Raw genomic sequence first — 13,435 nt, forward strand, 5'->3', positions numbered from 1 at the left:
AGTACGTGATTTTCTTTAGTTTAACATAAATTTCCTAGTACAAATTGACTATATACACTATAAAAAACGAGTATAAAATATACGTGATTTCATACTCGTTTTAATATTACTTAAATTTCCTTACTGCATGAATAGCTACTCTTACAAGCAATATCGCGCTTATAAATAAACCACAGTAACCAACGACACTTAAAAATTGATCATTTGGTTCTTTCGCATTGTTTGCTAAATGCAATACGCCTACTGAAATCCCACCAAATGCAGTTCCAATAAATGCAATGAGGAATTGTGAGATGAATGTAGTAATAAATGATGCATTTGTTTCGTCAGAGAAAAAGCCGACCTTTACGGATAGTTCTCCGTTTTCTAGTTTTGAACTTAAATCATCTAGTTTTCTAGGAATGCGTCGCATGGCAGGTAACATAGAAAGTAATTCGTTTGTTGCAGCTTCTTTTAGATTTGAATAATTGTTAATTGGCATGAAACTAGCTGCATGATCTCTCGCAAAGCGCTTTGCTTCATCCATTAAATTGAATTCAGGATTTAGTTGTACCATCGTTCCTTCTAGCGTAATGAGAGAGCAGAAAGCACCTGCAACCATTGGATAAAATGCTAATTCAAATTCAGCGATTATTTGAAATAACCCTTGCATGAATTCTTCAGAACTATTTGTAGAAACGTACGTACTTTGGATTAATAATTGACTGATAGATTGTTCTAATCCTTCTTTATCAACATTTGGTTTCTTTTCAACTAATTGAAGCAGTCCATCAAGCAAGACATATGAATTTTTGCGCTCAAAGCCGATAAGCAGTCTCTTGAATGCATCTTGTTGTAGTGTTCCTAAACGTCCGACAGAACCAAAATCAAGTAATGCAGGAGTGCCATCACGAAGAATATACACATTACCTGGATGAGGGTCTGCATGGAAAATACCTTTAAAGAAAATCTGTTCTAAAATACAATCAAAGAGTTGTCGTTGTACTTTTTTCGTATCAATTTGTAATTCATTTAATAATGCTGACCCACTTTTAACACTTACTCCATCTAAAAATTCAAGCACAAGTATTTTTGAATTACTGTATTCTTGATATACTTTCGGTATTTTTACTGTCGTTTCACTATTTTTTAGTGAATCTGACACTTGTTCGAAGTTACGAGCCTCAATTTTGAAATCAATTTCTTCTTTCATTGCGATAGAGAAGCCATGTGCTAAATCAAGAAATCCGATATTTTTAGCCCAAGTTGATTTGTTGGAAATCCATAGAGCGAAGTGAATTAAAATATCTAAGTCACGTTTAATTGTCTCAGAAATATTAGGACGTAGTAGTTTAACGACGACATCCTGGTCGTTATCTTTCAACTTCGCTTTATGTACTTGGCCAATAGAGGCAGCAGCTAACGGTTCCATTTCAAAGGAGCTGAAAATTTCATCTTTTGGTATATGTAGTTCCTTTTGCAATATTTCTTCAACTTGTTGTTGTGATAAACGTGTTACATTTTCTTGAAGGTTGGATAACTCGTGAATAAAAACTGGAGGTAGTAAATCAGATCGAGTTGATAAAACTTGTCCGAATTTAATAAATATACCACCGCATTCTTCCAGTGTATTTCGAAGGGAAGTGGCGAGCTTACGATCTACTTCTGGTGAGCGCTTTAAAGCTAAATATTTTCCCATTCCGTATTTTATTGCAATAGAAGAGACGCGCATATATCTTTTTTGTCTACCAATCTTAGCGAAGAATTTTGAAATAGGATTTCTGCTTTCTATTAATACGTCATCCATTTCGCCACGCTTAATAGGATCAAATAATTCAAAAACTAGGTAACAAAGCATCGATACAATTAATGAGCTTCCTAGCCAAAAATATCTATCAACACCGACAATCGATTCATCTTGATAGCGTAAATATAAAAACCAATACATAGCTGACGTAAGTGAAACACCTAAAGTGGCCGCACTTGCTTGTTTGAAAAAATTTAATTTTGTACCAATTAGTCGACCACTAATAAAAGACATAATGACTGCTAGTAGAAAAAATTGAAAAAACATTGTATCATTCCTCTGAATTTTATTCGATTACTGTATTATACTGGAATACAATTATTCTAACAACAAGCCAAGGAAATATAATCCTTGACTGGCAAGATTTAATGAAGTATTCAATTATATTTTTTCATATGTGCAGTATCTTTTTGTATAAAACAATCTAAAAGGGAATAGCCAGCTATTAAACTAATTATCGTAACAAAAGTTGTATTGATAAGAATAATATTAGTTATATAAGGTAGGTATGCACCAACTGGTGAAAAGAGTAGAGCTGGAGAAAAGGAAATGAATAGTGTAGGCACAGTAATGGCGATAAATTTATCCGGTTGAAAGCGCCAGTTTTGTTTACTTGTTTCACGATTAATGGATTGAAGGAATCGTAATAAAATGCCGACTATAAGAGGGAAGAGTGTAAAGTAGAATAATCTTGGATAAACGTTAAAGTTTACTTGTGCGTCTGTATCTAAATAAAATTGAATTTTCACTCCGACAAATAATAATAAGACGATAAATAATGTAAAGCAGAGGTATAGCATCACTTTTTGCATTATATTCCACCATCCTTTACTCAAAATATATTCAAAAAAAGAAGAGATATACAATAACTACTGTTGTATATCTCTTCTTTTACGGTTATTTAATAGTGGCGTTTGCTTTTTCTTGCTTCGTGAAATAATCTATAATGCCCATCGCGCTAATTTCTATATCTAGATGTAAAATGTTATAAACGGAATGATCTGATGGAACATTTAACTTTGTAAGGTGAGAAGAGACCTTATCCATTAATACAGTTTGCAAAGCTTTAGTAGCCTCATCGAAATCATTATATTTTTCAAAGACCTCTTTACCAGTATGAACGAAAATAGGTAACCAATGTTCTAGTTGCTTATATACTTCTGTAACATTGGATGATGCGCCGTAATGGCCGAAATAAATAGTATCTACATTCATACTTTGAATATGATTTTTAGAAGCAATCATCGCATCTGGTTGGAATTGTGAAGGGGACGTTGATGGTAAATATAGTTCTACACCAACGTCTGCAAGTTCTCTATAATAAATTCCAATTGTATCGCCAGTAAAAATGCCGTTTGTTAATGAATCGTGAATGCTAATATGGTGCTTTGCATGTCCCGGTGTATCATAAAATGTAAGGATGCGGTCTTCTGCAATTTGTAACGTATCACCATGTTGTACAATATGAACACGTTCTTCTTCAATTGGAAGAATTGGATCAAAAAGTTTATCGAAATCTTCTTTGTACACAGCTTTTGCACCTAAAATGAGTTTTGTTGGATCAATCATATGACGAGCACCGCGAGAATGCACGTATAAAGTAGCATTTGGGCATTTTTCCATCATTAAACCAGCAGCACCGGCGTGATCTAAATGAACATGTGTAACGATAATGTTTTTAACTTCGTTTAAATCAATATGTAATTGTTGTAAGCCGTCTAAAATATACGGAAGAGAAGGGGCTGCACAAGTTTCAATTAAAGTAATATCATCACCTAATAAAACGTACGTACCAGTTCGTTCATTATGTTGTAAATCAAAATCATCAATCAGATATAGGTGAGAAGATAATTGTTCTACTTTTTTCATCTTTACCACTCCTTATATACGATATGTAACTATTATACGCTAAAAATACAAAAAGGCAGAAAACGAAAGTTTCGTCTTCTGCCTTTTTGTAATGTTCTTATTGTCTTTGTTGTTTATTAATAGACATAACGAATAGTCCAACAATGCCGCCAACTAATGGAAGCATAATCTCTCCTGCTAAATTAAAGTAGGAGCTTAAGAATAAACCATTTACATCGATTACCCAGCCAATCACATACAATAACATCATATATAGTACGAAATAAAACTCGCGATTTGAAATCGTTTCATGTTGTGCAGTTTTCATATTGAACACCATCCTTTTCTATAATAATAGAATATAAACTGTCACATTTTGTTCACAATTTAATTGTAAAACTTTCCATCATAAAAGTCTAGTAATTTGTGTCGAATTTTCGAACGAAAATAAAGCGTTTACAATCGTGGGAAGAAAATACGTAATAAGAGCTGTATATTCACGAATGTAGTATAGTATAAACATAGAATGATAGTGAAGAGAGGGGCAAGGATAATGACAGTTTATGATTTTTCAGCTAAAACGATAACAGGGGAAGAAAAATCGTTAAAAGATTACGAAGGAAAAGCGCTTCTTATTGTAAATGTAGCTAGTAAATGCGGGTTTACACCACAGTATAAAGGATTACAAGAAGTATATGATAAATATAAAGAACAAGGGCTAGAAATACTCGGTTTCCCTTGTAACCAATTCGGAGGACAAGAACCAGGTACAGAAGCAGATATTACTAGTTTTTGTGAGTTAAACTATGGTGTGAATTTCCCGATGTTTGCAAAAATTGATGTGAAAGGTGATAAAGCTCATCCGCTGTATACATACATGACAGAACAAGCACCAGGTTTACTCGGTATGAAAGCAGTAAAATGGAACTTTACAAAATTTCTAATTGGAAAAGACGGAAAAGTAGTAGGGCGTTTTGCGCCGCAAACGAAGCCGGTTGATTTAGAGGTTGAGATTGAGAAGGTACTTGGGGAATAACTAGGAGTTTCACTTAATTAAAAAATGCCTCAAAGAACTACTTTGTTCTTTGAGGCGTTTTCTTTACATTCACATTACCAAGATTAAATGGCTGAATGGAAGTCATTTGATTTAGGCGGAGAAGTTGCTTTTTTCATAAGTACTTCCCATAAGTGTACGGATTTTTTCCATTCTGCTGCGGCTTGTCCTTTTTGATATATAGCACTCTCATAATTGAAAGTAAGTTGTTGCATATCCGTCGAGTTGTAAAGTGTATCAACATGGAGAGCATATTCTCGGAATGTTTGACTCTCGTCTCGTCGTATACCAATTCGTGCAAATTGTTTTAGGAGAGAATCGTAAGCTTTTGTATAAACAGCATCATCTTTTCGATATTTATAGAAAAGAATGATAAAAAATGTAATCCATTTCATTCTAGTAGCGAAGAGAGTGTAGCCGATGATACTAATTGGTATCGTAGAAAGGAATACGTACCACCAAGAAAATTTATTTTTAGCATTTGTAATTTTTTTAGTAGGAGTTTCTTCAGTATCTTCTATTAAACTTTTAAGCTTTGCTTCATTGTTTCTTTCGTGCATTTGCGCGTTTTGAGAAGTTTCTTCGCTATTTTGTAAAGTAGGAGCAGGAGTATTATTTATAAAATTATAGGGATTCGTAAATCCTTTTGTCGGTTCGAATGGAATCCATCCGTATTCTGGGAAATATACTTCGACCCAAGAGTGTGCGTTATCGTTCGCGACTTTATAAACATCCTCACCTTCAGCACCCACCAGCGTATTGTCAAGAGTTCCTTCTGTATAACCTTTTACCCAGCGAGCTGGAATCCCGGCAGAACGAAGTAACACGATCATAGATGTCGAAAAATTATTACAGTAGCCACTTTTTGTATCGAAAAGAAATTGATCTACATAATCTTGGTTTTTGGCAGGGAATGAGACATTCGTTGTTTCATATACAAAAGAATGGTCGGTGAAATAGTTTTCAATAGCTAATACTTTATCGTATCGGGTGTCTTTATCCTTTGTTAGACTACTAGCTAAGTCTTTTACTCGCTGCGGTAATGCTTCTGGAAGTTGCGTGTACTTTGTTATGAAATAAGGATTTGTTTCCTGACCTTCATTCGTTTTTACAGCTTTTAAGTTTTCTATGGAAAACTCCGGGACCTCATACGTTACTTTATATGAATGTAAAGTAGTGGAAGAGTTTCCGTCCATCGTATAGATTTTTTCAGAAAATGGGTCAACGCTGTATGATATATCAGAAGAAGCCTCAACTGATATTAACCCTGCTGGATAGGTAAGGTGAGGATAACTTTTTTGCATGGTGATTGTTGCCTTAGTTGTCTCCGTTTTTGTATTTTGTTCGTACCAACTCACCACGTCATTTTTATTTTTAAAAGAAATCTTCTTTTGATTTTCAGAAAATTCCCATCCTTTTCCGGTATAAAAATCTTTCGTTTCTACTCTCCATTATTGTTTGTTTTGCGTTGCGGCTGTAAAAACAATTGTAGGATCTGCTTTAAAAGGACCACCTAATCGTGAGTCATCTAAACCATACCCAATTTTAGAAACTTCTTGCTGTTTACTTGCTTCGGATGTGTTGAATTTTAAAAAATCCATTGGGTTGGGCCATTGAGGACCAAATTTTGGAGCGAAGTATGCGATGGTTGCTGACAATACAATAAATATTGTAAGAGGTCTAAGTAATTTTGAGATTTCTCTAGCATAATTTTGTAAGTGTTCACTCTCTTTTATTCGTTCTATGCGAAGAAGACTAAGCATAAAAAAGCCAATGACAACAGTACGAATAATAGCGTAGTTTGCATTGTATACATGTAAGTTATGAAAAACGGTGATATAAATAATAGTCAATATAAGAAATAACAACCCACGTTTTTTATGAATCATCCAAAAAGAGATGAAAGCACTCAAAAACCAAAATGATAAAAAAAATAAAAGTGTTGGAAAAACTGGAGAAATATCTAGCAAATTCCCTTGAAATAACAGAGAGGAATTTTGAGAAATATCATTAAAAAATTTTGTTAACCAAGATGGATTTAAAAAAGCATTTTTATAGTATAAGAAATGAATGGTGAATAAAATCGTGAAGACTTTTATTAGAATCTGCCACTTTGTTTGAAAAAAAGAGAGAGTGAAGCAAATCCCTATAAATATTACAAAAATATCTAATCTACCTACGTTTGTAATACCGATGAGGGGCCTTAGCCATTCTAGTAAAAGTAGAAATGCACATGCATGCATGAAAAATCTAGTCATATCCCATTGTTTTTTTGTCTGTAATGTTATCATTTGCTCACCTCAAAAAACACGTTTGTATACTGGTTTCCATAAACCACATTTACAAATATTTTTCGTTTTTGTAGAGTTTCTAGAATACTAAGTTCTCGATGTGATAGTTGATTTGCTTTTTCTTTTACGACAAACACCATTAATTTTCTATTTTTTATAGCAGCATAGTCAGCTGCCTTTTGAATATCGGGAGAAAGATCACTTGTCACGAGTATAATCGTTACGGGCTCATAAACTTTTCTTAATTCCATTTCTACACTTCGGGAGAGCGGGAATACACTGTCCGCTTGTACTTTCGCTAAATGACAAAAGATTTGATGTAACTGACTATCTCCATTGTCTAAAGGGAAAAAGGTTCGTTCTTTTCCGACAGATACGAATGACGCCGGTAAATTTTGCTTCAAAACAGATCTGACAATAGAGGCAGTAAATGTGACGACTGATTCGAATAGAGGGGATGGGGTTCTGTCCATGAATATCATAATATTATGGCTGCGCTGTTGTTCAAACTCTTTTGTCATAATGTTGTTTGTTCGTGCAGTTGCTTTCCAATCAATCCATGAAAAGCGGTCACCAGGTTTATAGTCTCTCACACCGACAGAAATGGTAGAGTCTTTTACTAAATTTATATTTGCTGAAAGTGCTCCTTGTTCGAAATGATTTTCTATTTGTCGATATGTTATATCTACATACTGAGGGTAGACTAAAAATGTATCTGGAACTGAAAAAATTACTTCTTTCTCCATCATACCGAATAAATCGCCAGTTTTGACACGTACGCTTGAAAAAGTATGCTCTCCTCTAGGGATTGTGTCGATTGCATATTGAAACGAAATATTTCGCTTCAATCCTGGAAAAAGTATTACTTTATTCATCTTCGTTTGTTTACACTTTGTAAATTGTGATGGTAATTCATCTTCTATAATTAAGTAAAGTAATGGAAAAGGAAATCTTCTTTTTATTGTAATGGTGCTTAAAAAAGGTTCTCCTGCTGCATATTCGTCTTGATTTGTTATTCGTATTACTTCAGCGTTCCGCAAAGCATAGAAGGGGAGTAATAGTGAATAAAGGCCAATAGGAATTGTACTGTAAAACAAAAACCAACTTACAAATCCTCCTTGAAGCATAGCGTATAAAAATGTTAAGACTAGGCATAACGGAATGAATGATAACTTAGTAAAATGATAGAGTACTCGTAGAATCCTTTTCATCAAAGGTTCATCTTCCTTTGGGTAGGCACGGTAGTTCGTGCAACGATTTTTGCGATAACTTGTTCTCCTGTTATTCCTTCAAATTTTGCTTCCATTTTTAAAATGAGTCTGTGAGCCAACACGTAAGGAGCTAAAAATTTAACATCGTCTGGAATAACATAATTTCTGCCATGGATAAATGCATAAGCTTGTGAAGCTTTCATTAAAGCAATCGAGCCACGCGGACTTGCACCTAGTTGTATAGAACTATAAGACCGAGTTTGACTAACAAGCTTTACAATGTAATGCTTAATCGCTTTGTCCACGCTTATTTCCCGTACGCTTTGCTGTAAATAAAGTAATTCTTCTATTGTAGTAATAGCTTGTAAATGGGAGAGGGGGGTTGTTTTTTCCATCCGGTTTAAAATTTCAAATTCTTCTTCTTGTGTAGGATATCCCATTTTTAGTTTCAACAAGAAACGATCGAGCTGTGCTTCTGGTAAAGGATATGTTCCCTCATATTCAACAGGATTTTGTGTAGCCATTACAAAGAATGGCTTGGGTAACGGTCTTGTCATACCATCAATTGTAATATTGCCTTCTTCCATACTTTCAAGTAAGGCGGATTGTGTTTTGGGAGATGTACGATTAATTTCATCAGCAAGTATAAAATTCCCCATGATTGGTCCAGGCTTGAACTCAAATTGGAGCTCTTTCGGATTGTAAATAGAAACACCTGTTACATCTGATGGAAGTAAATCAGGTGTAAATTGAATACGTTTGTAATCAGCATCAATAGATTTAGAAAGAGCACGTACTAACATCGTTTTCCCAACGCCAGGAACATCTTCTAATAGTACATGACCTTCAGCTAAGAGAGCTGTTAAAGCTAATAGTGTTTCTTTTCGCTTTCCGACCATTAACTTTTCAATATTGTTAATTATTTTTTCTATAATGGGATGTAATGAATCAAGCTGGTGCATCGTAATCCTCCTAATGTGTTATTATCGTTTTCTAATCTATTTAGCGGAAAATAGAATGTATCCATCTAATTGAGGGCAGTAAAGATTTTATCTTTAATTCTAAGAATATTCAGATTATTTATTCTGATTACATCTAGTATAATTGTTTCCGTAACTTAGGGCAATATGGTAAATAATGATTTGTAGTTTAATGTGAAAAGAGAAGCGGATAGGAAATGTAGTTATTTGGATTGAGAGGATGATGAAGCGTGAATAAAAGCATGACATGAGCATTGCTACTCATGTCATGCTTTTATTTATGCCTTTGTAATGGCACGCGGAAATAAAATATTATTTTCTTTCATGAATTGCATCAATAAGTGGCTTATTACCGCCACAACAAAAATCTATTTTATATGATTTAAAAAGATCACTAGCCTTCGGAAATTGTGTAACAATCTCACCAACAATAGAAGTTTCAGTAAATATATGTTCCATATGAATGCCTCCATAAAGTTTAAATGTAATATCTAAATTAAGAATAGCGATAAATGAAAAAACAACGTGGTGATTGAAATCACTTATTATGTGTCTGATTTGAGAATAATAGGATTATTCTTCAACAGAGGACATTATAGAAAAGATGGCGAAGAATTTTGGGATAGGAAGTATATCTTTTATAGGAGGTTTTTATGGAATATGTTTATCATATGGTACCAGAAGAACTAAAAGGAGAATGTTTAATCCCATTAAATGAATTGAAAAGTGTATATCCAAATTTATACGGTGAGTATATACAAAAATATAAAGATCATCCTCACAGGGAGAAATTATTAACACGTAAAATACCAAAACTAGAATGTTTATGGAATGATGTTGTGCATTTTTTACCATTGCATCCTTATGAGATTTATAAAGTATTACTGGAAATAGGAATAAACCTTCATACAAATAAACTGTTTTATAAAGTTCCTATTAGCGCATTGAAGGGTCAGTGTATGGCAATATACAAGTACTCAAAGCATAATTGGGGTGGACCAAATAGAGAATTAAAAGAATGCGAAATAGAAATCATCAACTTTAATGAATATAGAGAATTAAAGCAATTAAATACCTGCACCAAAGAATATTACAGGGAGGAATATGAAAAGGGTAGAAGATTTGGGATGTTTCACTTAATTCCACATGTTCTTGTCAAAGGAAAAATAGAGGTGAAAAATCTTGAAATAATAAATTGGAGTATTGCTCCAGTTAATGATTAATATTACAAGCATTAAAAAAATAAGATGCTAATTTGAATTGATATATGGCTTACAAGAATGGAAGAATAATAACTATACGTAGTAGTAAAAAAGAAGCTTACTAGAAGCTTCTTTTTTACTACTATTTTTCACATGCAACTCCATCGCCATCACGATCAAGATGTGAGGCATAACCTGGTTGTCCTTTATATAGGGGAGCTTTCCCAGCAGCTCTAACTGCAGCACAATTTTTGTAATATGCACTACTAGTATTTCCTGAAGCAGGTTGTGTTTGAGTTTGCTGTGCTTTTTTCTGTTCCTCTTGTTGTTTACGAGCTTGTTCATCAGCTTGGCGTTTTTGCTCTTCTTGTTGTTTGCGAGCTTGTTCATCAGCTTGGCGTTTTTGCTCTTCTTGTTGTTTACGAGCTTGCTCATCAGCGAGGCGTTTTTGCTCTTCTTGTTGTTTACGAGCTTGCTCATCAGCTTGGCGCTTTTGTTCTTCTTGTTGTTTACGAGCTTGCTCATCAGCGAGACGTTTTTCATCTTCTTGTTTACGAGCTTGTTCCTCGGCTTGACGTTTTTCATCCTCTTGCTTACGAGTTTGTTCTTCAGCTTGACGCTTCTCATCTTCTTGTTTTTGAGTTTTTTCGTCCGCTTCTTTCTTTTCTAGTTCTTTTTTCTTCTCGCTCTCTTTTTCTTCTGCATTGTTAGAAGTAACTTTTTTACTAGTTGCTGCTGTTTTTTCAGAAGTAGGGTTTGAAATGCTTGATAACGCACCAAAAATGACAAATAAAATAGCAGTGATAATAAATTGTTTTTTTGCTACACCTGTCTTTTTAATTACGGATAAGATTGCTAGAACAAGGAAAAAAATAAATAAAATTAAACTTAAAGTAGCAAAAAAATCGATGACTGGGTGTTCAGATTTTGTAGTGCCCATTCCTGTTAAGAGAATCGAAAGCATAAAAAGAATAACGGTAGGACGACCATATTGTTTTGCTTTTCCATTTTTCTTAAAGAATGAAATGATACATAGAACTAAAAGAATAAAAGCAATAAAAAATAAAGCTGCACCAATATTACTCAAAATTGCCATTTTTATACCTCCATTTGTAAGATTTTCACTATTGATTATATAGGAACTTATTGGATATTACACGATTTATATAAATTTAGAAAATTAGTATTTTTAATAGACTTATAAACATTTATTCAATATATAAGAAAAAATAGATATATTTCCTATTACCTTTTTAAACAAAATTCATAAAGTATAATATATCGATTGAAAGGAGGGGATTTGAATGGAATTTCAATTGTTAGTGAATTGTATATTACAAGAAGGTAATGCTTACTTTTTAGTAACGAAGGTAGACGATGTAATTACGTTAAAAGTACCGATTACTGCGGGAGTAGCAGGTTTATTCTTAGCTTTAGGTGTACCAAGATGTTCTTAATTTAAATCTCTACAGTAGAAAGAGGAGGACAAGCCTCTTTCTACTAATACATAATTATTTTATGTAAACTAAAATGTTATTTTAGTAATAGCACATTTAGAATGGACATGCATATACTATAATGTTTTTTAAGTTATGAAAATTAAAGAGGTGCTATTATATATGAAAAGAAGAACATTTGATATTCCAGTCACATTACGAAGAGAGTGGTTTTTAATAGAATTAGCCCATTTAACGAAAAAATATGGAATTGAAATTGCAACTAGCAAAATGGAAGCTGCACCGTTTTTAAGAGATCAAGTTACGGAATCAAAAATAGGATCAGGCCTCCAATATGATAAATATGATGATGAGTATATCATTGAAAATTAAAGGGTACCAGCAAAAATAAATTCCTTTATAACAAAATATAAAATAAAGCAGATTCTAAATATGGAATCTGCTTTATTATGAAATAATTCTAGTCAACTAGCCTCTTTCTAGTGTTTTTCCTACATATTTTTCTTGTGTTATTCCGAAAGATTCATGAAGAATGCGAGCATAATCTTTTGATTCTATTGGTCGTTTATTTTTGATGCCTTTAAAGGTTTCTGTATAATTTTTATTTGTTAATGATACGTGCCCATAATCAGTTAATTTACAAGTAATAGCCCCTTTATTAAAAGGAGATTCTTTATGTTCCACAATCACTTTTTGAATGTTATTCACCTTTTTCTCATCTATTGAATCTAAAGTAAAGGCATAGCCTATTTTCCATTCATCTGAAGGTTCAGATTGCAAGAAATTTGTAGATTCCCCGTTAGCTCCTTTTCTCATTTCTAAAATGTGTGTACCTTTTCGGGTCGTTTGTTTGCGAATTCGATATTCTCCCGTTTGAGAAGAGATGACTTCTCCGGTAAAGGGGACTGGATGTAAAGGTAGATGAGATGCAAAACCCGCGTCTATAACATAATCTTTATTATTATGATTTAATATGATAATGACATGACCATCATCGGGTTTCCATTTATTATCGTAAAGATCATAAACAGTACGAGCTACTTTATATACTTGAAACCCACAATCCATTAAAAAGTAATACAATAAGGAGTTTAATTCATAACAAAGACCGCCTCGTTTTTGAATAAGTAATTTTTCTACTAAGTTCTTTTTTGAGATATCTTTAATCGTACCAGCCATAATATCGAGATTTTCATAGGGAAGAATCAAGCCCATCTTTAAGAGGATTTCATTTAAATCATCAAATGTTACTTCTTTTACAGGAATTTTTAGTCGTTTAAAAAACTCCTTTTGTAAATTGGTCAACATAAAGCATTCTCCTTTCTTTTTACAGAATTTTCTTCTGCTCACCGCTAGGTTAGTACTTCTAAAAGTTTAATTCAAGTCTGCGAAAATTATCATAATATATGTTTCTGAAAACCTTATTATCTATTTAGAAATTTCAGTTTAATCTTTCGGCGTAGGAAAGTCTTACAGCATAAGCCTCTATTCGTTTGTTTTGTATTAAATTAAATAAAAGTACATATCTTCATTCCTCTTTTTTTATAACTAGGTAGTAATAAAGTGTTATTTTTCTAAAGTTTTTTCAAGATTTGTATACTTTATA

Annotated in this window: 12 protein-coding genes and 2 pseudogenes; 4 read left to right on the plus strand and 10 right to left on the minus strand. The window is 33.2% G+C overall.

Annotated features, from left to right (window positions below):
- Positions 1–106 precede the first annotated feature (106 nt).
- The 4 genes from PDQ68_RS01090 to PDQ68_RS01105 form a co-directional block, all read right to left on the minus strand.
- On the minus strand, positions 107–2,053 hold the full coding sequence (locus PDQ68_RS01090) for an ABC1 kinase family protein (RefSeq protein ID WP_061182765.1): 1,947 nt from the start codon (positions 2,051–2,053) through the stop codon (positions 107–109).
- Between the two features lie 110 nt (positions 2,054–2,163).
- Entirely contained in the window at positions 2,164–2,598 is a 435-nt protein-coding gene (locus tag PDQ68_RS01095) for a hypothetical protein (RefSeq protein WP_001174530.1), read from the minus strand.
- Between the two features lie 85 nt (positions 2,599–2,683).
- On the minus strand, positions 2,684–3,655 hold the full coding sequence (locus tag PDQ68_RS01100; RefSeq protein ID WP_061182766.1) for an MBL fold metallo-hydrolase: 972 nt from the start codon (positions 3,653–3,655) through the stop codon (positions 2,684–2,686).
- Between the two features lie 97 nt (positions 3,656–3,752).
- Positions 3,753–3,962 carry a DUF3925 family protein gene (locus PDQ68_RS01105; RefSeq protein WP_000844978.1) on the minus strand — a complete coding sequence of 70 codons (210 nt, stop codon included), beginning with the start codon at positions 3,960–3,962 and terminating at the stop codon, positions 3,753–3,755.
- A gap of 225 nt (positions 3,963–4,187) precedes the next feature.
- Here PDQ68_RS01105 and bsaA point away from each other — a divergent pair, with 225 nt between their 5' ends.
- Complete coding sequence (bsaA, locus tag PDQ68_RS01110; protein WP_000219435.1) at positions 4,188–4,670, plus strand: glutathione peroxidase; 483 nt, start codon at positions 4,188–4,190, stop codon at positions 4,668–4,670.
- A gap of 83 nt (positions 4,671–4,753) precedes the next feature.
- On the opposite strand, the pseudogene PDQ68_RS01115 reads toward bsaA, so the two are convergent.
- From PDQ68_RS01115 to PDQ68_RS01130, 4 genes and pseudogenes are all read right to left on the minus strand, one after another.
- Positions 4,754–6,979, minus strand: a pseudogene (locus tag PDQ68_RS01115) (transglutaminase TgpA family protein).
- On the minus strand, positions 6,976–8,190 hold the full coding sequence (locus tag PDQ68_RS01120; RefSeq protein WP_061182768.1) for a DUF58 domain-containing protein: 1,215 nt from the start codon (positions 8,188–8,190) through the stop codon (positions 6,976–6,978). The pseudogene PDQ68_RS01115 and the gene PDQ68_RS01120 overlap by 4 nt, the downstream one beginning before the upstream one ends.
- Positions 8,190–9,152: an AAA family ATPase gene (locus PDQ68_RS01125; protein WP_016717343.1), complete on the minus strand. Its 963-nt coding sequence runs from the start codon at positions 9,150–9,152 to the stop codon at positions 8,190–8,192. The genes PDQ68_RS01120 and PDQ68_RS01125 overlap by 1 nt, the downstream gene beginning before the upstream one ends.
- Before the next feature lie 336 nt (positions 9,153–9,488).
- A pseudogene (locus PDQ68_RS01130) lies at positions 9,489–9,629 on the minus strand (DUF542 domain-containing protein); the annotation flags it as partial.
- A 194-nt stretch (positions 9,630–9,823) separates the two neighbouring features.
- On the opposite strand from PDQ68_RS01130, the gene PDQ68_RS01135 reads away from it, so the two are divergent.
- A complete protein-coding gene (locus PDQ68_RS01135; protein ID WP_061182769.1) occupies positions 9,824–10,393 on the plus strand; it encodes a hypothetical protein in 570 nt (189 codons plus the stop codon).
- A gap of 121 nt (positions 10,394–10,514) precedes the next feature.
- Here the strand turns inward: PDQ68_RS01135 and PDQ68_RS01140 are convergent, their stop codons facing one another.
- Positions 10,515–11,468 (minus strand): excalibur calcium-binding domain-containing protein, encoded by a 954-nt coding sequence (locus PDQ68_RS01140; RefSeq protein WP_270786564.1) that lies wholly within the window; start codon positions 11,466–11,468, stop codon positions 10,515–10,517.
- A 208-nt stretch (positions 11,469–11,676) separates the two neighbouring features.
- On the opposite strand from PDQ68_RS01140, the gene exsG reads away from it, so the two are divergent.
- Both exsG and PDQ68_RS01150 read left to right on the plus strand, forming a co-directional pair.
- Positions 11,677–11,829: an exosporium protein ExsG gene (exsG, locus tag PDQ68_RS01145; protein ID WP_000395674.1), complete on the plus strand. Its 153-nt coding sequence runs from the start codon at positions 11,677–11,679 to the stop codon at positions 11,827–11,829.
- 162 nt (positions 11,830–11,991) lie between these two features.
- On the plus strand, positions 11,992–12,201 hold the full coding sequence (locus tag PDQ68_RS01150; protein WP_000830253.1) for a hypothetical protein: 210 nt from the start codon (positions 11,992–11,994) through the stop codon (positions 12,199–12,201).
- 96 nt (positions 12,202–12,297) lie between these two features.
- On the opposite strand, the gene PDQ68_RS01155 is transcribed toward PDQ68_RS01150, so the two are convergent.
- Positions 12,298–13,137, minus strand: coding sequence for an arylamine N-acetyltransferase family protein (locus PDQ68_RS01155; protein ID WP_061182446.1), 840 nt, complete (start codon positions 13,135–13,137; stop codon positions 12,298–12,300).
- Between the last annotated feature and the right edge of the window lie 298 nt (positions 13,138–13,435).

This window comes from Bacillus cereus group sp. Bc010 (assembly GCF_027716745.1).
GTDB lineage: Bacteria > Bacillota > Bacilli > Bacillales > Bacillaceae_G > Bacillus_A > Bacillus_A pacificus.

What these genes read in the sequence shown, in the direction of transcription:
- PDQ68_RS01155 (WP_061182446.1), bottom strand. Translation starts at nt 13,137, where the DNA reads ATGTTGACCAATTTACAAAAGGAGTTTTTTAAACGACTAAAAATTCCT.
- PDQ68_RS01100 (WP_061182766.1), bottom strand. Translation starts at nt 3,655, where the DNA reads ATGAAAAAAGTAGAACAATTATCTTCTCACCTATATCTGATTGATGAT.
- PDQ68_RS01150 (WP_000830253.1), top strand. Translation starts at nt 11,992, where the DNA reads ATGAAAAGAAGAACATTTGATATTCCAGTCACATTACGAAGAGAGTGG.
- PDQ68_RS01135 (WP_061182769.1), top strand. Translation starts at nt 9,824, where the DNA reads ATGGAATATGTTTATCATATGGTACCAGAAGAACTAAAAGGAGAATGT.
- PDQ68_RS01095 (WP_001174530.1), bottom strand. Translation starts at nt 2,598, where the DNA reads ATGCAAAAAGTGATGCTATACCTCTGCTTTACATTATTTATCGTCTTA.
- PDQ68_RS01105 (WP_000844978.1), bottom strand. Translation starts at nt 3,962, where the DNA reads ATGAAAACTGCACAACATGAAACGATTTCAAATCGCGAGTTTTATTTC.
- PDQ68_RS01120 (WP_061182768.1), bottom strand. Translation starts at nt 8,190, where the DNA reads ATGAAAAGGATTCTACGAGTACTCTATCATTTTACTAAGTTATCATTC.
- PDQ68_RS01125 (WP_016717343.1), bottom strand. Translation starts at nt 9,152, where the DNA reads ATGCACCAGCTTGATTCATTACATCCCATTATAGAAAAAATAATTAAC.
- PDQ68_RS01140 (WP_270786564.1), bottom strand. Translation starts at nt 11,468, where the DNA reads ATGGCAATTTTGAGTAATATTGGTGCAGCTTTATTTTTTATTGCTTTT.
- PDQ68_RS01090 (WP_061182765.1), bottom strand. Translation starts at nt 2,053, where the DNA reads ATGTTTTTTCAATTTTTTCTACTAGCAGTCATTATGTCTTTTATTAGT.
- bsaA (WP_000219435.1), top strand. Translation starts at nt 4,188, where the DNA reads ATGACAGTTTATGATTTTTCAGCTAAAACGATAACAGGGGAAGAAAAA.
- exsG (WP_000395674.1), top strand. Translation starts at nt 11,677, where the DNA reads ATGGAATTTCAATTGTTAGTGAATTGTATATTACAAGAAGGTAATGCT.